Annotated in this window: 22 protein-coding genes and 2 pseudogenes; 7 read left to right on the top strand and 17 right to left on the bottom strand. The window is 33.9% G+C overall.

Features of this window, described 5'->3' with window-relative positions; translation table 11 throughout:
- Positions 1 to 323 precede the first annotated feature (323 nt).
- A complete protein-coding gene (locus CD128_RS07565; RefSeq protein ID WP_049426256.1) occupies positions 324 to 527 on the top strand; it encodes a cold-shock protein in 204 nt (67 codons plus the stop codon).
- A gap of 287 nt (positions 528 to 814) precedes the next feature.
- On the opposite strand, the gene CD128_RS07560 is transcribed toward CD128_RS07565, so the two are convergent.
- The 12 genes and pseudogenes from CD128_RS07560 to pta all read right to left on the bottom strand — a co-directional run bounded on the left by CD128_RS07560 (position 815) and on the right by pta (position 9,756).
- Positions 815 to 1,264: a 2-thiouracil desulfurase family protein gene (locus tag CD128_RS07560; protein WP_103329402.1), complete on the bottom strand. Its 450-nt coding sequence runs from the start codon at positions 1,262 to 1,264 to the stop codon at positions 815 to 817.
- A gap of 263 nt (positions 1,265 to 1,527) precedes the next feature.
- Positions 1,528 to 1,896 (bottom strand): annotated as a pseudogene (locus tag CD128_RS07555) (helix-turn-helix domain-containing protein); the annotation flags it as partial.
- 22 nt (positions 1,897 to 1,918) lie between these two features.
- Complete coding sequence (locus tag CD128_RS07550) at positions 1,919 to 2,656, bottom strand: hypothetical protein (protein WP_231917276.1); 738 nt, start codon at positions 2,654 to 2,656, stop codon at positions 1,919 to 1,921.
- Between the two features lie 191 nt (positions 2,657 to 2,847).
- Positions 2,848 to 3,117 (bottom strand): Txe/YoeB family addiction module toxin, encoded by a 270-nt coding sequence (locus tag CD128_RS07545; RefSeq protein WP_103329401.1) that lies wholly within the window; start codon positions 3,115 to 3,117, stop codon positions 2,848 to 2,850.
- On the bottom strand, positions 3,118 to 3,366 hold the full coding sequence (locus CD128_RS07540) for a type II toxin-antitoxin system Phd/YefM family antitoxin (protein WP_103329400.1): 249 nt from the start codon (positions 3,364 to 3,366) through the stop codon (positions 3,118 to 3,120).
- A gap of 184 nt (positions 3,367 to 3,550) precedes the next feature.
- Positions 3,551 to 3,766, bottom strand: a pseudogene (locus tag CD128_RS07535) (IS6 family transposase); the annotation flags it as partial.
- A gap of 18 nt (positions 3,767 to 3,784) precedes the next feature.
- Positions 3,785 to 4,126, bottom strand: a complete 342-nt coding sequence (locus CD128_RS07530) for a YuzB family protein (RefSeq protein WP_103329399.1) — start codon at positions 4,124 to 4,126, stop codon at positions 3,785 to 3,787.
- A 193-nt stretch (positions 4,127 to 4,319) separates the two neighbouring features.
- Positions 4,320 to 5,396 carry a phosphomevalonate kinase gene (locus tag CD128_RS07525; RefSeq protein WP_103329398.1) on the bottom strand — a complete coding sequence of 359 codons (1,077 nt, stop codon included), beginning with the start codon at positions 5,394 to 5,396 and terminating at the stop codon, positions 4,320 to 4,322.
- A gap of 12 nt (positions 5,397 to 5,408) precedes the next feature.
- A complete protein-coding gene (gene mvaD / locus CD128_RS07520) occupies positions 5,409 to 6,392 on the bottom strand; it encodes a diphosphomevalonate decarboxylase (protein WP_103329397.1) in 984 nt (327 codons plus the stop codon).
- A 4-nt stretch (positions 6,393 to 6,396) separates the two neighbouring features.
- On the bottom strand, positions 6,397 to 7,320 hold the full coding sequence (mvk, locus tag CD128_RS07515; protein WP_103329396.1) for a mevalonate kinase: 924 nt from the start codon (positions 7,318 to 7,320) through the stop codon (positions 6,397 to 6,399).
- A 604-nt stretch (positions 7,321 to 7,924) separates the two neighbouring features.
- Positions 7,925 to 8,767, bottom strand: a complete 843-nt coding sequence (locus CD128_RS07510; RefSeq protein WP_103329395.1) for a lipoate--protein ligase family protein — start codon at positions 8,765 to 8,767, stop codon at positions 7,925 to 7,927.
- The gene (pta, locus tag CD128_RS07505; protein ID WP_103297389.1) at positions 8,767 to 9,756 is read right to left on the bottom strand and encodes a phosphate acetyltransferase; all 990 of its coding nucleotides are present in this window, start codon (positions 9,754 to 9,756) and stop codon (positions 8,767 to 8,769) included. Before pta ends, CD128_RS07510 begins: the two co-directional genes overlap by 1 nt.
- A 174-nt stretch (positions 9,757 to 9,930) precedes the next feature.
- Here pta and hemQ point away from each other — a divergent pair, with 174 nt between their 5' ends.
- From hemQ to CD128_RS07490, 3 genes are all read left to right on the top strand, one after another.
- Positions 9,931 to 10,680 (top strand): hydrogen peroxide-dependent heme synthase, encoded by a 750-nt coding sequence (gene hemQ, locus CD128_RS07500; protein ID WP_103329394.1) that lies wholly within the window; start codon positions 9,931 to 9,933, stop codon positions 10,678 to 10,680.
- An 823-nt stretch (positions 10,681 to 11,503) separates the two neighbouring features.
- Positions 11,504 to 12,271, top strand: coding sequence for a threonine/serine exporter family protein (locus tag CD128_RS07495; RefSeq protein WP_167797506.1), 768 nt, complete (start codon positions 11,504 to 11,506; stop codon positions 12,269 to 12,271).
- Positions 12,272 to 12,283: 12 nt separating this feature from the next.
- Positions 12,284 to 12,736 carry a threonine/serine exporter family protein gene (locus CD128_RS07490; protein WP_103329392.1) on the top strand — a complete coding sequence of 151 codons (453 nt, stop codon included), beginning with the start codon at positions 12,284 to 12,286 and terminating at the stop codon, positions 12,734 to 12,736.
- Positions 12,737 to 12,823: 87 nt separating this feature from the next.
- On the opposite strand, the gene CD128_RS07485 is transcribed toward CD128_RS07490, so the two are convergent.
- From CD128_RS07485 to CD128_RS07470, 4 genes are all read right to left on the bottom strand, one after another.
- On the bottom strand, positions 12,824 to 14,302 hold the full coding sequence (locus CD128_RS07485) for an APC family permease (protein WP_103329391.1): 1,479 nt from the start codon (positions 14,300 to 14,302) through the stop codon (positions 12,824 to 12,826).
- 78 nt (positions 14,303 to 14,380) lie between these two features.
- On the bottom strand, positions 14,381 to 14,749 hold the full coding sequence (locus CD128_RS07480) for a DUF423 domain-containing protein (protein ID WP_167409922.1): 369 nt from the start codon (positions 14,747 to 14,749) through the stop codon (positions 14,381 to 14,383).
- A gap of 27 nt (positions 14,750 to 14,776) precedes the next feature.
- Positions 14,777 to 15,178 carry a DUF5327 family protein gene (locus CD128_RS07475; RefSeq protein WP_103329390.1) on the bottom strand — a complete coding sequence of 134 codons (402 nt, stop codon included), beginning with the start codon at positions 15,176 to 15,178 and terminating at the stop codon, positions 14,777 to 14,779.
- A gap of 3 nt (positions 15,179 to 15,181) precedes the next feature.
- Entirely contained in the window at positions 15,182 to 15,838 is a 657-nt protein-coding gene (locus CD128_RS07470) for a uracil-DNA glycosylase (RefSeq protein ID WP_103329389.1), read from the bottom strand.
- A 152-nt stretch (positions 15,839 to 15,990) separates the two neighbouring features.
- Here CD128_RS07470 and thiD point away from each other — a divergent pair, with 152 nt between their 5' ends.
- The 3 genes from thiD (at position 15,991) to vraX (ending at position 18,701) form a co-directional block, all read left to right on the top strand.
- Positions 15,991 to 16,821 (top strand): bifunctional hydroxymethylpyrimidine kinase/phosphomethylpyrimidine kinase, encoded by an 831-nt coding sequence (gene thiD / locus CD128_RS07465; protein ID WP_103329388.1) that lies wholly within the window; start codon positions 15,991 to 15,993, stop codon positions 16,819 to 16,821.
- 337 nt (positions 16,822 to 17,158) lie between these two features.
- Positions 17,159 to 18,310 carry an FAD-dependent oxidoreductase gene (locus CD128_RS07460; RefSeq protein WP_103329387.1) on the top strand — a complete coding sequence of 384 codons (1,152 nt, stop codon included), beginning with the start codon at positions 17,159 to 17,161 and terminating at the stop codon, positions 18,308 to 18,310.
- A gap of 220 nt (positions 18,311 to 18,530) precedes the next feature.
- Positions 18,531 to 18,701: a C1q-binding complement inhibitor VraX gene (gene vraX / locus CD128_RS11860; protein WP_046309718.1), complete on the top strand. Its 171-nt coding sequence runs from the start codon at positions 18,531 to 18,533 to the stop codon at positions 18,699 to 18,701.
- 577 nt (positions 18,702 to 19,278) lie between these two features.
- On the opposite strand, the gene CD128_RS07455 is transcribed toward vraX, so the two are convergent.
- Positions 19,279 to 20,531: MFS transporter (locus CD128_RS07455; protein ID WP_103329386.1), on the bottom strand; the 1,253-nt coding region annotated here is incomplete at its 5' end.

Raw genomic sequence — 20,531 nt, 5'->3', positions numbered from 1 at the left:
CATCGTCCTAGAAAGTGTCTTAATTGGAAGACGTCTTATGAAATTTTAAATTCTGAGTTGTTGCACTTAAATTGACAACTCAACATTTAAAAAAATTAGTACTCGATAAATACTGTTATGACAGTGTTATGCTAGTAATAATTTTACTTTATCAATTTTTAAGAAAATAAAAAGCTTTACTTATTAAACGTAACCAGTTATAGTTAACCTTACGTAATAAAAGCTCGTGAATTTAATTGTAGTGTGTTTGTCTAGAATACTCTCTTTTTTATAAATGAATTTGTTACAAATATTTCGTGCAAAAGCACATGGAGGTATTCTATATGAATAACGGTACAGTAAAATGGTTTAACGCAGAAAAAGGTTTTGGTTTCATCGAAAGAGAAGACGGAAGTGACGTATTCGTACACTTCAGCGGTATTGCTGGTGAAGGTTACAAAACTTTAGAAGAAGGCCAAAAAGTTGATTTTGATATCACTGAAGGTCAACGTGGCGAACAAGCTACTAACGTAGTTGTAATGTCATAAGATTAAACTATACGTTGAACGCTAGGACGATTTAATAATCTTCCTAGCGTTTTTTTACATTTATATAAGTAAATTAGTTTCTATTGCAAAGTCAGAAAAAACAAACAAAGGAGAAAAAAAGAAAATGAATGGTTTGTAAGAGAAATGAAAATAAACTAAACAAATTAAAAGACAAAATAAATGTCTCAGCTTTCATTATCATTATATGGCAGTAGCTGACTGAAGTGAAATGCGCTTTCTTTTTTCTCTAAATATTGTGTCAAAGGGGGGCAATTTGAATAACTCATTTAAATATTATAGTTTTTTTCGTTATAAACTTGTATTCCGTTTTTCATTAATAATGCCGAAAATATTCCTACCCCTTGTTTTTTGTTTCCGTTAAATTCACCGGTGTAAATATTTTCTGAACTGCAAGTTGGGCTATCGGATTTTAGAATCAATGTTTTACAGTTCAATGTTTGACAAATATCTAACGCTTTCTTTGCTCCATTTACATATTCTTTTGTAACATCGTTTCCTTGATTATCAATGATTTTAGCTTTATTTTCTAAAACATCAAAACCATCTCCCCCCACGATTTCTGCAGGATTTCTTGGAGTTGATAAGCCCCCTAAAATTTCGGGACATATTGGTTTTGCTATACCTTTGTCTACAAGTTTTTTTAAATCGTTGTTGAGTTTATTTCCTCCGTCATATCTAACATTTTGGCCGACTAAACATGCACTTATAAAAATCATTTATTAACCTCCATATTTTAAGTTTTGGAAACGAGTTCTTCATTTCTTGATAAAGACTGATAAAAGAATAACTAAAAAAAGATACCAATATAATTAGCGTAAAACTTTAATAAACTTAAAAAGTTCATTCTTATTTTTAAATTTTTATATACTAACTCTTTCTATAGGTGATCTTCCAGTAGAAAATATAATTTTTAAATAGATTATGATCATCTATTTTGAGACGCTGTGAGAAGCTCTAATTTGCATTGAGAGATACTAAATCAAACATTATCGTACTTAATTTTATAAATGGTTGGTCTTGTTATATTCACTTCTTTCGCTATCATACTAATAGCTTGGCTTTCTTCTAACATTTCTATGACTCTATGATAAATAATATGTTGTTGAGTCCCTTTAGCGTTAGGAGAATGTAAGAAAGGGCGTACTTTATATATACCTTTTTCTTTAACTACCTTTATTTCTTGTGCTTGGCGACGCTTGCTTTCATTTCTTTCTTGTTCTAAAACCATAGTTAGTATTTGAATGATTAAATCTTTCATAAACTTATCTAATAATGCATTACCAATGACTTCATTCATCATAGGTAAACTAGTAATCATCAATTGAACTGCTTTATCTTTTAAATAATTACACCTAAACAATCAATCGATTCTACGACAAAACAATCATATATCTCATTCCATAACTAATATACACCCTTATAATTAAATCAAGACTGGAAGTTTGATTATAAGTAGTGAATAATTTAGGAACTAATAATATCTCTTTATTGTCAACAAGAAATGGTTTAAAATTATATTTTTTCCATTTGCCATTAATAGAAAAATAGTAGTAAGTTACAGTATTTTGGGAAACAAAATTTTGTATTTCTGGAAAAGTACGACGTAGAGATTTATTAAAATCAATAATAACATTCATGATGATATTACTTGTTAAATCTGATAACTTGTCATCACCAAAATTTTTGATTAGTGGTGTTTTTTGTGGAATGGTCAAACCATCCTCATTCAAAATAATAGATAGAATATCTTTATTCATAGATATCTTAACAAGTTCAGCAGCTGTGGTACCTTTCCCAAAATTTCTTTCTTTAGAGAATCCTAATTTTAAATGCTGTGGTTCTGAAAAATGAGAGAATAATTCTCTGAACTCATCACGTTTTTGAGCATCTGAGAAGTCGCTCCGATGTATATCAATAATTTTATTGAAAAAAACATCGATTTGTTCTGTAGCTTTTTGAGCCAGAGATTGGATTTTTCCAGTTTCTCTTTTAGATATCGTTTCAATAAGATTTGGGTCCATATACTGTAAAGTATCTTCTTTAATAGAGATATTTAAATAATTAACTTTCTTAGGGTCCTGTTTAAACTTGTTACATAATAATGTCATTGCTATCATCCTTTAAATTTTTCCTTTACTTCTATTGGAGGATGATGTATTATTGTAATTGTCGATTTACAAAAATATCTATCTTAATAGAAATAGTAAGAATGTATAGATAGACTTAAATACATAACTATAGCATGTTTTATATAATTATGCAAATAAAAGCATCTAACCGAATTTTTGGTTAGATGCTTTTATTTATAATGATATCTACAAGATGCAACTAATATTGCATTGTCATTTACTGTGTATACTAATCTATGTTCTTGATTAATTCGTCTACTATAATATCCAGAAAAATTGCCAACTAACTTTTCTGGTTTACCTATACCATCTAATGCACCATCTCTAGAAATACTTTTTAATAACTGATTAATCCTTTTAACCATCTTTCTATCTTTTGTCTGAAAATATTCATAATCCTCAAATGCTTGTGGCGAAAAAGTAATATTTAATTTAGCCACTTATATCAAAATATCCTTAATTTTTACATTACCACGTTCTAAGTTTTCGATAGATTCTGATAAGTGTTTCGCGTTGGCAGGATTTTGTTGCAAGTATAGTGTTTCCATAATTTCATTATAATTATCTTCTGACATTATAACTGCATTACGATCTTTGGTGGTAATTGTTATCGTGTCGCTATCATCATTAACTTTATTAATCATATCTTTGAAATGTTCACGTACATATGAATAGGATTTAACAATCATATTAAATACCTCCTTATAGTCATTAAATATTTATTACTCCAATTGTACAATAACTTGTACAATTTAACAAATTTTTACTTATAATGTATGTACTTCTCATAAGTGACATTATATTTATATGTATAAATAATGATTAAATCATACTGCTTTATAAAGGCACAAACCTTGATATAATAAGGTTTGTGCCTTTTATTTTGATGCATGTCTCATCAACACGCCATTTATAATAGCCTTTTTTATGTTTTTTCTTCCAAATTAGATACGAAATAGGAGCATATTCTTAAACCTAAAGGTAGACCGTTAAATGATGAACCTTTACACCACGTTCTCTTAATATTTCAGATATATCACGATAACTAAGCGCATATCTTAGAAAATCGCCAACGACTGCAGTTATGATATCCTTGTTAAAAGAATTTTATTTAGCTGCTTTACGTTTGGCTAATTTTTCTTTTAATTTTCTATCTTGTTCTTCTTTGCGTCGTTTACGTTCCTCGTTACGTTTACGTAATCGCTCTTCTTCTTCAGGATCACGTGGTTTTTTCAGTTGCGCTGTCACCTTTTCCATTAATTCATCTTCAGTGAGTGCAGCAAGTGGGCGGTTGTTTACGAATGCGAAAGTTTTACGACGTCCCGGGCCACAATAGGATTGGCAACCTACTTCAATTTCCGCTTCAGGATCTAATTTTTCTAGTTTTTTCTTTAACGATTTTATATTTACTGCTTGGCATTCATCGCAGATTAGGAATTTGTTTTTCATTTTCCACCCACCTTTCCATTTTTAACATTATATATATTCGTCTTAATTATTTACGGTTTAATTTAACTCTAATTATTTTACTCTTTTTATTGGAAAATTCAAGCACTGGTTTAAAAGTCCTACATTTTCCCAATAAAAAAAGCAAGACACTAACTTCCTAATCGAATTATGTCTTACTCATTTCTCTATTCTTTTATTGGCCGTGATAAATTCTAAATTTAAGCGGTTTAATACCTTTAGTTTCCCATTCATCATAAATGCGTTGTTTATCAATACGGTTGTCTATAATAGTAATACCACAGTCGCCTCCACCAGCGCCAGAAGTTTTCGCAGCGCCACCAAAGCGTTCTCCAATATCACACAGTAATTTTAAATTCTCTGTTTCAATATCTACCGTTGCTTCGTTATCCATTTGTTGGATAATACTACGGTTTTGACGTATCATCTTTTGCACGCCTTTAATGTTGTTTGTTTTAAATGCATAAATTAAGTTTTCAACACATGTATGCGATTGGTCTAAGAATTTTCCATAAAAAACAGGGTCAGATTTAAGACGTTTAACTTCACTTACTAAATGAGGTGAAGACGCAGGTGAACCCGTCCAACCTATTAACACTTCCATATTCTCAGGTGCTTGAAGTGGTTCGATATGAAGACCCGGCCAGTTCTTCTCTAAAACATCTGTAACAGATGTTTCTTCCATCTGTTGTTTCACCCATTCATGATCAAAGGTACTATACGCTAACCAGCCACTATATACACTTACAGCAATATCTCCGCAAGAACTTAAACTTTGAAGTCGCATGTTCGCAATAACAGCCAATTTATAAATATATAAATTAGATAATTGCATATCATAAAATTCATTTAACACTTTCACGACAGAAACTAATACTGCAGCACTTGAACCTAAACCATATTTTTGACCTGAAGCATCATCTAAATTGCTATCAATCGTCAAATGAAAATGTTTTAAGTGGATATTACAGCTTCTAGCATACTGTTCAAAAACTTCAATCGCCGTTACCACGTATTTCAATTGGTTTGCGGCATGTGCATCAGATATTTCAATCTTATCTTCATTGCGATAGAACGTTACTGGTTCGTAATGCAACGTTTTAGAATGAATGGTACCTGACACTTCATTTGAAGCTTCAATTGCAGCCGTAACAAATCGGTCTACAGCAATTAAGACAGACTTATAGCCTGGCTCAGTTACTGCATATTCACCTGCTACATATAGTTTCCCGGGTGCTTTCACCTGAATCATTATATCTCTTCCTTACTTAATTATTTCGACGCCTGAATGTGTAATGTCGCTTGTGATGATTTGCGCTTGGTCAAATGTTTCTATAAATTTATCTACAATTGCTTGTTGGTTTTTCTTTTCAATTAATACTTTTACATTAGGTCCTGCGTCCATTGTAAAGTAACAAGGCAAGCCCGCTTCTCTACATTCATGTACAATACGCATCGCTTCATAGCTTTCTGGTACTAAATATGTAAATGGAGGGTGTGCACCTAAATTCGTTGCGTGCATACGTAACCCATTTGCTTCGATGACTTCACCCATACGCTTAAAGTCTTTCTTTGAAATCGCATCTTTTGTTTCTTTTAAGTCTTCGTCGACATGATCTAACCAATATTGATAGAAGCGAGATGTATCACGTGTTAATGACATCCCTGAGCGACTTGAAACTTTTTTAGATTTATTATTAATGACAACAAAAATCATGGCTAGATCGTCTTCCCAACCATTTGCATCAATACGATGCGCATATGATGTAGCATCATCATGTCCCTTTTCCCATTCAGCGAAACCACCGAAAATACTACGTGAAGCTGAACCAGAGCCACGACGTGCTAAACGTGATAAATCTTTATCAGATAAACCTAATTGTAGTGCTTCATTACAAGCACCAGCTAAAGCAGCATAAGCACTAGCTGAAGACGCTAAACCTGCAGCTGTTGGTACGAAATTCTCACTTTCAATTAAAGCATGCGTTGTGATGCCTGCTTCTTTACGAATCATGTCCATATAACGTTGAATCTTTGCGCTTTCTTTCGCATCTACTTCTTCTCCGTTAAGAATTAACTGATCATGAGATAGTGTTTCGTCAAAGGTTACTTTCGTTTCCGTATAAAAACGGTCTAACGTCACCGATAAACTGTTATTCATGGGGATGATTAACGCTTCATCTGCTTTACCCCAATATTTAATCAGTGCTATATTCGTATGTGCACGTGCTTTACCACTTCGTTTCAATGGTTTATCCTCCTAACTTTTCAATCCACGTATGTTGTGCGCCGGCTTTCTCGGCTGCTGAAACAATCGCTTTCGCTGTATTTAACTCTTTAGCTAGAATTAGCATACTGCCTCCACGACCGCCACCTGTTAATTTACCTGCCACAGAGCCATGTTGTTCACCTAATTTCAACAACATTTCAATTTTATCATGACTCACTGTGAGCGTACGTAAATCTGATTGACATGCGTTAAATACTTCTGCTAATTGATCAAAGCTATGATGTTCAATTGCTTCACTTGCTGAATAAACTAAACTTCCAATATGTTCCACGACTTTCATATACGCTTCATCGTTATCACATAAACGATGAACATCTTCTACGGCTTGTTTTGTAGAGCCTTTAATTCCTGTATCAATGACTACCATGTAGCCATCTAAATCAAGAGATTTTAAGATTTCAACTTCGCCTTTTTGATACCAAACTGGTTGGTTAGTTACGATCGTTTTCGTATCGATACCGCTTGGTTTACCATGCGCAATGCGTTCTGCCCAATCCGCATGTTCCAACAATTCTTTATCTGTTAACGTTAAGCCTAAGTAATCATAACTTGCTCTAATAAATGCAACCGCTACTGCTGCACTTGAACCTAAGCCTCTTGAAGGCGGTAAATTAGCTTGAATTTTAACTAATAACGGTTCTTCAACTTTTTTATTTTCAACAAAATGTCCAATTAACGATTTCAAATGTTCTGGCGCATCGTATAATGGGCCATCGTACACATCACTTTGAATCGCTGAATAGTTACCTTTTTCTAAACTTTCAATAAGCACTTTGACTTTTCCTGAAGTAAATGGGATCGCAATTGCCGGTTGCCCGAAAGTGACCGCATGCTCCCCGATTAATATGATCTTCCCGTTAGACTCCCCATAGCCACGTTGTACCATGATATCTCACCTTTAATATTCTTTCTGAAAATTATTTCGAGGCACGCATACGCATTTAAATGGCATATAACCTCAATTATGATAACGCACTCTTACGTTTTTTAATTACCGTCAATCTGTTTTATAACAATTATGTTTTATGGCGGTATAGTAAGTTCAAATATTGAAAATAAATTTAATAAAAATTTATGTTATAAAACTCATATCAATAAATAGTATAAAACTTTGTCAAAATTAGTTCAAAACTTAAAAATATTTATACCCTAAAAATCGAATTTATTAACATCGTTACAACACTTATTCTGTGTTAAACCATACTTTTTAATTATCTCAGAGTTAATCATTGGAATATTATGATGATTCCGTTCCATCTTGAAAACACACGATGACATTGTGTTTACGAGTTTTCAAATCAGAAATTCCAATTCAACTTAAATTAGTCCACCTAAATAATATTACTATAAAAATAAGTAGGAATATAGCACTTTATAATAATTCCAATATATTATTCTACTTATTCAACTTTTTTCTCCATTAAAAAAAGAGGCTTATTATTACTTTAAAAGTAATAAAAACCTCTTCTTAATATCTATTCAATTAACGCTTACTTCTTATCCATTGAACGTGTCATTTTTTCGTTACGATCAATCATTTTATCGAAATAACCTTCGTAACGCGCCCATTCATCATTAGTAATCTCATCCATATTGAGCTTACCACCTAAATCTTTAATGGCATGCAATAATTGGAACATCACATCTTGGACTTTAATTTCACGTGCAAGTAATGTTTCTAATGAAGCCATACATTCAGGTTGAATATCTGGATATTTAAACTTAGTTGTCTCACCTTTAAGCGCACGTTCATAAAAGACACGCATCATTTCAGCACGCTCAGAGCCAGAACCTTCAACACAAAGGTAAATTTGAACGGCAATACCGCCACGTACACGACGTTGTGAAATACCTGCAAATTTCTTACCATCAATGCTTAAGTCGAACTTACCCGGACAATACGAATGTTCAATTTCTTTCGTATCTATTTCGATATCTTCATTTTCAAACATTTTACAAATCAATAAATACATCACGGTGAATGCTTCATCAATAGTTGTTTCAGTTTGACCTTTAAAGATAAGAGAAATATTTAAAACACCTTGATCGAGTACTACGCCAAGGCCTCCAGAGTTTCTAACTATCGCATTATAACCGATTTCGTCAGTTAAATACTGAATACCATCTTTTAAAAAGGGCAAGCGTGAATCATGAATACCTAGAATAACGGTATGTTGATGAATCCAAGTTCTCACAACATTGCATGACTGGTCTTTACCCACGCTTTCTGAAAACGTGTCATCAAATGCAAATGACTGCATTGGCGCTAAACCAGAAGTATGGTCAACATAGCGCCAATCAATGTCATTAAAATATTTGCTTGCTAAATCCATTATTGTAATGTTTGCGCAGCTGTGATAATTGATAAGTTATAAACGTCTTCAGTTGAGCAACCACGAGATAAGTCGTTAACAGGTGAATTTAAACCTTGTAATACAGGACCAACTGCGTCGAATCCGCCTAAACGTTGTGCAATTTTGTATCCAATGTTACCAGCTTCTAAGCTTGGGAATACGAATACGTTTGCATCACCTTGGATTTTAGCGCCTGGTGCTTTTTTCTCAGCAACAGCAGGTACGATAGCAGCGTCGAATTGGAATTCACCATCGATAACTACATTATCTAAGCCTTCAGATTCAACTTTTTCTTGAGCTAATTTAACTGCGTTAGCAACTTTTTCAACATCGTCTGATTTCGCAGAACCTTTAGTTGAGAAGCTTAACATAGCTACGCGTGGATCCATGCCAAAGCTTTTAGCAGATTTAGCACTTTCAACAGCAATTTCAGCTAAATCAGAAGATTCTAATGTTGGGTTGATTGCGCAATCACCGAATACATATTGTTGGTCATCTTTAATCATAAAGAAGATACCAGAAGTTTTAGATACGCCTGGTTTTGTTTTAATGATTTGTAATGCAGGGCGAACAGTATCACCAGTAGAATGTGCAGCACCACTTACTAAACCTTCAGCATGACCAGCATAAACTAACATTGTACCGAAGTAGTTAACGTTATCTAATAATTCTTTAGCTTGTTCTTCAGTTGCTTTACCTTTACGACGTTCAACAAAAGATTTAACTAATTCAGGTTTTAATTCGCTTGTAGAAGGATTGATTACTTCAATATTTGAAATATCTAATCCTTTTTCTTCAGCTAATTGTTTAACTTTATCGTTGTCACCTAAAACGATTGGTGTTACGTAGTCAGTTGCTTGTAATTTTGTAGCAGCTGTTAATACACGTTCATCTTCACCTTCAGGTAATACGATTTTTACATTTTTTCCTGAAAGTTTTTCTTGTAATACATCTAATAAACTAGACATAATGCCCTCCTAAATAATTTCATAATAATATTTTGCAACCTAATTATACTGCATTTGTAGCGAGATTTCCATTTCACCAATTTGTAATCATTTAGGTATGTTTCACATTTCTCTTTATGATAAAATTTAACCTGTATTAAATGATAAATATCATATTTAAAGGAGCGATATATTATGAGTGAAGCAGCCGAAACATTAGATGGTTGGTATAGTCTTCATTTATTTTACGCTGTAGATTGGGCAACTTTCCGATTAGTGCCTGAAGATGAGCGTGAAGCAATGATTAACGAATTTAAAGCATTTATTAATGATAAAGCAAGCGCTAGAGATGAACACGCTGGCGATTACGCCTTATATAATATTACTGGACAAAAAGCTGATATCTTATTATGGTACTTACGTCCAGAAATGAAAGAATTAAATGCGATTGAAAATGAACTAAATAAACTTCGCATTGCTGATTTCTTTATTCAAACTTACTCATATGTATCAGTTATCGAATTAGGTAACTATTTAGCTGGTAAATCTGATGAAGATCCTTATCAAAACCCACACATAAGAGCACGCTTATATCCAGAATTACCTAGAGCAGAATATATCTGTTTCTATCCTATGGATAAACGCCGTAATGAAACATATAACTGGTACATGTTACCAATGGAAGAACGTAAAAAATTAATGTATAACCACGGTATGATTGGTCGTCAATATGCTGGTAAAATCAAGCAATTCATCACTGGTTCAGTAGGCTTCGACGATTTCGAATGGGGCGTAACATTATTCGCAGATGACGTCTTACAATTCAAAAAAATTGTTTATGAAATGCGCTTTGATGAAACAACAGCACGCTACGGCGACTTTGGTAGTTTCTACATCGGTCATATCTTAAAAACAGACGATTTCGAAACATTCTTCTCAATTTAACAAATAAATTGAGATTAGCCTCTTAAAAAAGAATTGTATGACAAATTCAAATATAGTTTGATTTAAATGGTTTCTATCTTAAGGTAGGAACCATTTATGATATTAAACACAAGTGCGCATGCACTTGCGTAAGGCATTCTAAGATAGATAACGAAACGTAGTTGCGAAGATTCCTATGTTGATTATTAATGTACCTAAGTGCTAGAGCACTTAGGTAAGAAATTCTAGAGATGCACTACGAGTGTTGTTGCGCGACTCTTGGCGGAAAAGAAAGAGCTTAAGACTATAGGCTTAAGCCTTTCCCGCAAGAAAGCGTCGCAACAAAAATAAGTGAATGTTCATCTAAGAATTTCTTTACAACTCAAGTGAGTGAATATCTACCTAAGAACGTCTTTTAAGTAATAAAAATCAAAATAGCCCGTAGACTCTGCATCTACGGGCTATTTATTATACTCTATATATATTAGTATTATTTGTTAAAGGAAAGTACACTTCTATCTCAAAGTGTACTTCGTGTAGTATGTTTGGGAGAACTTAATTACTACTCTGAACGTTAACATTATGAAAAATATTGTCGCTACCCAATATTATTCACAAATTGTTAACTAATTGTTATTTAACCGAATTGTAATATTTTGAAACATTATAGAGAAATGTTGTTAATTATTTTTAATTAAGTATATTACAACTTTATGTCATTACCTTCTTATTCATTATTATTAACGAATTGTAATCATTTTATTTTTTAAATTTTCATTAACGTAGTAGTCTTTTCAATGGGCATCAACTATAATTATGTTACATAAATATGAATGGTGATGAAATGAAACATATAGATACAAATGAAAACGCAAATGAAAAATTAATAAAAGACGTGGTTATGATTGCTGGACGTATCTTATTGGAATCTGGCGCTGAAGGCACACGTGTTGAAGATACAATGACTCGCATTGCACGCAAATTAGGTTACTCTGAAAGCAATAGTTTCGTTACAAACACTGTTATACAATTTACATTACATAATGAATCCTATCCGCGAATTTTTAGAATTAATTCCCGCGACACAAATCTAATTAAAATTTCACAAGTTAATGAAATTTCACGACAAATTACAAAAGGTAAGATCTCGCTTGAAGATGCAAAAGCCAAACTCGAACATATTTATGTGGCTAAAAGAGATAGTAGCCTAACCTTCAAAGGTATTGCTGCTGCCATTATTGCTATTAGCTTCCTTTATTTACAAGGTGGTCAACTTATCGATGTTATCACAGCGCTATTAGCTGGTGGACTAGGTTATTTAGTGGTTGAAATTTTAGACCGCCGATTACATGCTCAATTTATACCTGAATTCATAGGCTCATTAGTTATTGGTGTTATTTCAGTTCTAGGTCATTATTTAGTCCCTAGTGGTGATTTAGCGACGATTATCATCGCATCAGTAATGCCTATCGTCCCTGGAGTACTTATCACAAATGCCATCCAAGATTTATTTGGTGGACATATGTTGATGTTTACGACGAAATCGCTTGAAGCACTTGTTACCTCCTTTGGTATCGGTGCAGGTGTAGGTTCAGTGTTAATTTTAGTTTAGGAGTGTATACACATGTTTTGGTTGTTAAATTTACTTTTTAGTTATACCGCTTCACTGTTTTTCTGTGTTATATTCGACGCTCCTAGAAGATTATATCTTTCATGTGGTTTTGTAGGGGCATGTGGTTGGATGGTTTACATCCTTTTCTATCAAGGGCTTAGTATTCATACGATTTATTCTAGTTTCTTTGGTAGTTTTGCTTTAGGTCTAATCAGTCACTATATGGCACGTAGAAAAAGAGAACCTGCAATTATATTTATGGTGCCAGGGATTATCCCTCTTGTGCCTGGTGGGCTTGCATTTGACGCCACTAAAAATTTAGTATTATTGCAATTCGGTAAAGCCATTAATACGATGCTCGAAGTAACATTAATTGCTGGCGCTATTGCGCTTGGTTTATTATTTGCTGATCAAATTTCTAAGATTGTCGTATCAGGATTTGATCGTCGACGAGAACGTATTTAATATATAAAAAATAAGTGCATGATATTGAACGTAGGGTTGTTCAGTATCATGCACTTTTTAATTTATAATTTAACAATGACACATTATTTATTTGTTTGTATCTTCTATCATATCTTCGACCTCATTTTCAGAGCGGTTTAAAATCAAGCGGCTTAATTCATCACTATCAATACGTTTCAACTTAGGATAACGTATAACAAAGAAGATTAAGCCAATGATTAACCAACCACCTAATGCGATATATGATGGCATTGAAAGTGATGCTGGTGAACCTGGTACTAATAATAATAGAAGGAATATGAATGATACAATAGAACCTAAAATGGCAAACGTCTTATAAACAGGTCCGTACGTATTACTATTCTTATCATAGCTAAATAATTTAGCCGCAGATAAACATGTAATAAAGTAAGCAATGGATACGCCAGTTGAAGACATATCTACAATCCAAGTTAAAGCTGTACGGCCTAACCAAGGTGCAATAAGTGTTACTGCGACTAAAAAGATAATCGCGACATAAGGTGTTTTGTATTTAGGGTGCAATCTGCTAAACGCTCTAGGCATAATGCCTGAACGTCCCATTGAGAATAATAGACGACTTGCACTCATTAAGAAGCCATTTAATCCTGTAAAAATTCCCATAATAATCGCAATTGCCAACACGCCTAAACCAATGTAGCCAAAAGCAGTTTGTGTTGCAGCACCAGTCACCCATAAATTACCGTTAAGACTTGCATTATTAGTACTTAACCAACCTGTATAAAGAATCATTACTACATATGTTAATGATGATGCTAATAAACTATAAACGATTAGTTTAAACGTTTTATTAGGTGAAAAGTTAAATTCCTCTGCAGTTTGAGGAATATTATCGAAACCTACATAAGCCCATGGTGCTACGGCGACAATCATAATAATAGATGTAAACCATCCGCTCTTAGGATTCGCTAATGGTTGTAAATTACTAAAACTAAAATTATGGCCAAAGAATGAGCCAAAGAACATTAATAAGACTACAATCACCATTGCTACACAGAAGTAATATTGTAACGATCCTGAAACGCTTGCACCACGAATAGCGATAAACATAAATACCAGTAATAAGACCGTTGCAATAATAATTTCAGTGATGTAAACATCCCATCCGGCAACTGTGTAAAGTTTTCCGTTATTCAATAAATTAGGTAATAAGAATTTTACCAATAAACTAAATGCCGTAGCATTCAAAGCAACTACACAGACATATCCGAATGTTAAAAACCATGATGAGAAGAAACTCACATATCTGCCGAAACTTAAGTAACTAAATGCAAATGCGCCACCTGATACAGGAAATTTCTCGACTAACGCGCCATAACTTACCGCAATTAAAATCATCAGTAATGCACCAATAACAATCCCTATTGATGCTGCAATAGGTCCAGATTGTTTAATCCAATCCCCTGGCAAAATAAATGCGCCCCAGCCAATACAAGAACCATAAGCAATCGCCCACACAAATTTTTCTGAGAGGTTCTGTTTCAAATCTCCTCTATCTAGATTCTGATTTTGATTTTTATCTTTCATAAATTAAACTCACCTCAAGTACCCTATATACCCTTGAAGTGAGTGTTTTAACCTATGAATATTCGATTATTAATAAATTTAACCTACAAATTTAAATGTAGAAATGATTAACATTAACCAACCTGCGATGAACAGTACCCCACCAATCGGTGTTATGGCACCTAATATACGAATTTGTGTTAATGCTAGAATGTAAAGTGAACCACTAAAGAAGACTACTCCTAAGAATATAAGCCATCCAGCCCAATTAACATTAATTGAAGTTGTACCACTGATTACACCAATAATTAATAAGCCGAGTCCGTGATACATTTGGTAATTCACTGCTTTTTCCCACACAGACATGTACTTGTCCGACAATTTACCTTCTAAGCCATGTGCACCGAATGCACCAGTACCTACTGACATCATCGTGCATAAAGCTCCTAAGATTATAAATACTTTCATCATTTATCCTCAAACTCCTTATTTCTTCTAGAAATCAAATATGGATTCACCATTACCGATTTCATCATCTGTAACCATTGTATTCGATGACAAATCATTATTTTGTGACGATTTCATTGAATTTGGCACCTTGCCACCCATCGCTTCGATTTCAGCAGCCGTAACCGTTGACTTATTTGATGAAGCAGAATGACTCATTCCCGAGCTAGTCATTGTATTATTTTTTTTTGAAAATGAAGACGCCGTTACTGTATCAGTAAAATCGTGCGTTTTATTGCGACGTGTACTAGGCGCACTCTCCTGATTAGCATACAATGAAGTCAACGTATGAATCGCATACATGTGCTTTTCAAATTCTTGATTATTGTTAGCTTCATCTGCTTGTACAAGTTCGCGTTCGATTAATTGAATAATTTGTTCTTTATTCATCTATTATTCCTCTCTTTCACACCAGTGAATTGGAGATTTCCCTTTCGATTCTAGAAACTCATTAGCACGTGAGTAAGGTTTCGAACCGAAGAAACCACGATGTGCTGACAATGGACTAGGATGCGTAGATTTAATGATATGGTGTTTAGACGTATCGATTAATTTTAATTTTTGTTGGGCAGGTTTACCCCACAGAATAAACACCACATTTTCTCGATGGTCCGAAATCGCTTGAATGATTTCATCGGTAAAGGTTTCCCAACCAATATTTTTATGAGAATGTGCTTCGCCTTGACGTACTGTTAATACAGTATTTAATAATAATACGCCCTCGCGCGCCCAATCTTGTAAATGTGGCGATGTTCTATGACAACCAATATCATCTTCTAACTCTTTATACATATTTCTTAATGACGGTGGAAATTTCGCATTTGGTTGTACAGAGAACGCTAAACCGTGCGCTTGATTAGGTCCATGGTAAGGATCCTGTCCTAAAATGACTACCTTTATATCTTCAAATGGCGTTAAATCAAACGCTTGATAAATATTCTCTCTATCTGGATAGACGATTTGAGTCGTATACTCTTTTTCTAGAAAATCATGCATTGCTTTAAAGTCATGCCTCTGTTTAATATCATGAAATATTTCTGACCATTCCATCGCTTTCACCTCATGCCATATTTTAACATAATGTGCATATCATCAGTTATCAATTTCCTACCATTATCTCTCTCAACGCTTGTGCTAGTATGCTTTATAAAAAACATGTTATGATATGTAATAGATTAGAAAACTGTCGGGAGTGAATCAATATGGCATTAAAAAAAGTTTTAACTATTGCAGGTTCAGATACTAGTGCGGGAGCTGGTATGCAAGCGGACCTTAAAACGTTTCAAGAATTAGATACTTACGGCATGGTAGCTTTAACTGCTGTTGTAACAATGGATAAAGAAACTTGGTCTCATGATGTGACACCTCTTTCAATGGATTTATTTGAGAAACAATTAGAAACAGCTATCTCAATCGGTCCAGATGCTGTAAAAACTGGTATGTTAGGTACACAAGAAATCATTAAACGTGCTGGCGAAGCATTCGAAGAGTCAGGCGCAAAATACTTCGTAGTTGACCCAGTTATGGTTTGTAAAGGTGAAGACGAAGTACTTAACCCGGGAAATACTGATGCTATGATCGAATATTTATTACCTAAAGCAACAGTAGTGACACCAAACTTATTTGAAGCTGGTCAACTTTCTGGTTTAGGAAAATTAACTTCAATCGAAGATATGAAAAAAGCGGCTAAAGTCATCTACGACCAAGGCGCACAACATGTCATTATTAAAGGTGGTAAAGCTTTAGATCAAGATAAGTCTTATGATTTATACTTCGATGGCGACAAATACTATCAATTAACTACTAACATGTTCCAACAAAGTTATAACCATGGTGCAGGTTGTACATTTGCAGCTGCAACAACAGCATACTTAGCGAATGGTAAATCACCTAAAGAAGCAGTTGTAAGTGCGAAAGCATTTGTTGCTTCAGCAATTAAAAACGGTTGGAAAATGAACGACTTCGTAGGTCCAGTAGACCACGGTGCTTACAACCGTGTTGAACACATCGACGTAGAAGTAACTGAAGTTTAAAGAAATGCATTTTAACTGTCCTCAAAGTCTATGACTTTGCGGGCAGTTTTTTTAATTTTGTATCTAAAATAGTTCTAAGATAGATATTCACTCACTTAAGTGTGCGAACCCTTACGTTCATTAACCCCAACTTGCATTGCTTGTAGAATTTCTATGCGAAATTCTCTATGTTGGCTCCCACACACACCATCATACATTGTTCAACGTTAAACTATTTGCCTAACTGTTTTATATTTCTTTCAAATTAATCTACGAAGTTTAAATATGTTTAAAGCATGTATTTTGGGCGTAAACTATGAGTGCATGGAAAACTTTTTAAAAATAAGGAGTTAATATGATGAGTGAATTAAATAAAGATGTAGAAGTAAAAGAACCTGTAACAATTATAGGTGGTGGCATTGGCGGTTTAACATTAGCTCGTGTACTATATGTTAATGGCATTCCTTCAAAAGTATATGAAGCTGATGCATCACCTGAGGCACGTACGCAAGGTGGGCAATTAGATATTCATGAATATAATGGTCAAGTCGCTTTAGAAAAAGCCAATTTAATGGATGAATTTCATTCAATTATTCATGAAGGCGCTGACGCAGCACGTATCGTTGATGAAAACGGCGAATTATTATTAGATGTTCCAGCTGATGAAGATAATGGACGTCCAGAAGTATTACGTGGAGATTTACGTCAAATCCTACTTGACTCTCTTCCAGATGAAACAATTGAATGGAATAAAAAAGTGGATCATGTAGAAGAAATTCAAAATGGTCAATATCGCGTTGTCTTTAGAGATGATAGCGAAGTTACAACTAGCAAATTAATTGGTGCTGACGGCGCATGGTCTAAAGTGCGCAAACTATTAACAGATGTGACACCAGACTATGTTGGTACAACATTTATCGAAACTTATTTACATGATGTAGACAACAACTATCCTGAAACAGCTAAATTAGTTGGCCAAGGTGCTATGTACGCTTTAGCTCCAGGAAAAGGCTTTGTAGCTCATCGTGAAGCTAACAATGTCATTCACACTTATATCGAAATGAATCGTGATTTAGAATGGATTGATAGCATTGATTTTTCAAATAAACAAGAAGCTATCGACACAATTAAAGCAGAATTTAAAGGTTGGTCACCTGAAATTACTGCCCTATTAACTGAAGCAGATTCAGATATTGTGGCACGTAAAATCAACGCTTTACCTGATAAACATCGTTGGGAACCTAAATCAGGGGTAACATTAATCGGCGATGCAGCGCATTTAATGGCGCCATCTGGTGAAGGGGCTAACTTAGCAATGTTAGATGCTGCTGAATTAGCAGAAGGCATTGCCAAAAATTATGATAGTATCGACGAAGTAATCAAAGAATATGAAAGTCGCATGTTCCCTAGAAGTGAAGAAGAACAACAAGAATCTCATGAGATTTTAGATATTTGTTTAGGTCAAGATAGTCCTGACAGATTCGTAAAATTATTCAAAGGTGAACTCTAATTTTCATAAATACTAAACAATAATTTTATTAACCTTCCTATCAAGCACTAGATAGGGAGATTTTAATGTTCATAATAATGTATTTTTAAAACTACTCATTTAGTCGTAGATACATATCGGTTATACGTTGTATGAAAAGTTGGTACTTGGGGCTCATGTTTTCATATAAAAAATCCATTACTATATTAAGTGTAGAGAGACAAAGGAGGTAACACACATCATGATCATCTACAAGCAAAATATAGAGAACGGTATCCCAATGTACGAAATCATTACAAAAACCTTCAAGACGATTACGGTAAAATTTGATGAAACGTTTAACAAGAATGAAATCTATAAATTGCTCTCTCTACTAGAGAATGATCTTGATAATATGAAATTAAGTTATTAAGACATTTTCACAAAAAATAAAAGTGTTTTTCCAAATGAGAATTCAAACAGAAGTATATTCCCAAAATTGATTTTTAAGTACTTGGCCCCCTAATATAAAGTAACTTTAAAAGTCATAAATCATTCCTAAACTCACCTTATTCAATATAGCGTCAATGTTAGCCAAAGATGTCCCCCTTTGAAAGCTTAGAGAGTATCTTTGAGCCTAGCTAACATCGACGCTATTTTGTTTATACATATTTACGCTAAAATAAGTTGAAATAGTCGAAATATAAAAATTAATAAAGTAAATTAATGAACTTAAGTGCTTACACACTTAAGTAAGTAGTTCTAATGATTAAAATCAAAGAACTGCTTTATAAGACTACAGGCTTAAGCCTTTCCCGCAAGAAGGCGTCGCAACAAAATGAGTAACATTCATCTAAGAACTACTTTACAAGACCGTGGCTCGACCCAACCCCCTAGGCAAGCATCACAACTTAAGTGAGAGAACATCTATCTTAGAATCTCTTTAAATTTCTCCTAAATAAAAAAACGCATTGATGAGGTTGCTCTCACCAATGCGTGTAAATATTATATTATGCTTTTCTATTTTTCTTCTCTTTAATCCACCATAATGCTTTTTTAGGATGTTCTTCAAAGTAATGAAGGTCTTTCTTATTATCAACATTAGGGTAAGAACCTTTAAGTGATTTACCTGCAGTACTTGTATGAAATACAGCAATCACAATAAAGCCAATTAAACTAATAGCAGTTAAGTAGTAAGCTGGCGCATAAACATTACCAGTTGATTCTACTAGCCAAGAGTTAATTAATGGTGTTGTACCACCAAATAATGATACAGACACGTTAAATGTTACCGCTAATGTACGATATCTAATGTGTGTAAAGAACATTGTTGGTAATGAACCAGGCATTGTTGCTTCGTATGTTGATAAGAAGAAACCTAAAATAAATACACCTAAAATAATCAGTGGTAATGCTTTAATGTGGATTAAACTAAATGCCACAATACTTAATAAAGTAAGACCACCAGTACCGATTAAGAATACTTTCTTCTCACCAATTTTATCTGCCATTTTACCAAAGAATAAAGCTAATGGAATCATAACAGCCATAACACAAGTAATTAAAACACTTGTAGTTGTTTCATCAATCTTAACGATTTGACCTAAATAAGTAGGTAAATAAGCTGTTACTGTATAGTTCGTTACATTAAAGAATACAACAGCTACGAAACATACTAAGATGTCTTTAAAGTGATAACGTAAAATAGTAAAGAAACCAACATTATCACGTTCTGGTGTTTGAACATCATTTTCATAAACTGGAGATTCTTCAAGTTTACGACGTAAATAAAGACCAAATAAACCAAGGAATAAACCTAGAATAAATGGAATTCTCCAACCCCAAGCTTGCATTTGTGCATCTGATAAGAAGAAACTTAATAATGCAATCATAATTGAGGCTGCAATGTAACCAGATAGTGTTCCAATTTCAAGACCACTACCTAAACTATTACGTTTTTTATCTGGTGAAATTTCTGCAATATATGTCATCGCACCTGCATATTCCCCACCAGTAGAGAAACCTTGTAATACCCTAGCGAGTAACAAGAGCGCCGGTGCCCATAAGCCAATCATGTCGTAGTTCGGCAGAATACCGATTGTCAATGTTGATAAGGCCATTAAGATAATTGTCGTTGTTAATACAACTTTACGCCCGAATTTGTCCCCAATAATACCAAATACTATTCCGCCAATTGGTCTAAGTAAGAACGCAATGGCTAAAGCAGCAAATGTAAATATTTGTTGAATTTGAGGGTTCTGAG

The sequence above is a fragment of the Staphylococcus croceilyticus genome, assembly GCF_002902575.1.
GTDB classification, from domain to species: Bacteria; Bacillota; Bacilli; order Staphylococcales; family Staphylococcaceae; genus Staphylococcus; species Staphylococcus croceilyticus.
This window is presented reverse-complemented; position numbering and strand designations above follow the sequence as displayed.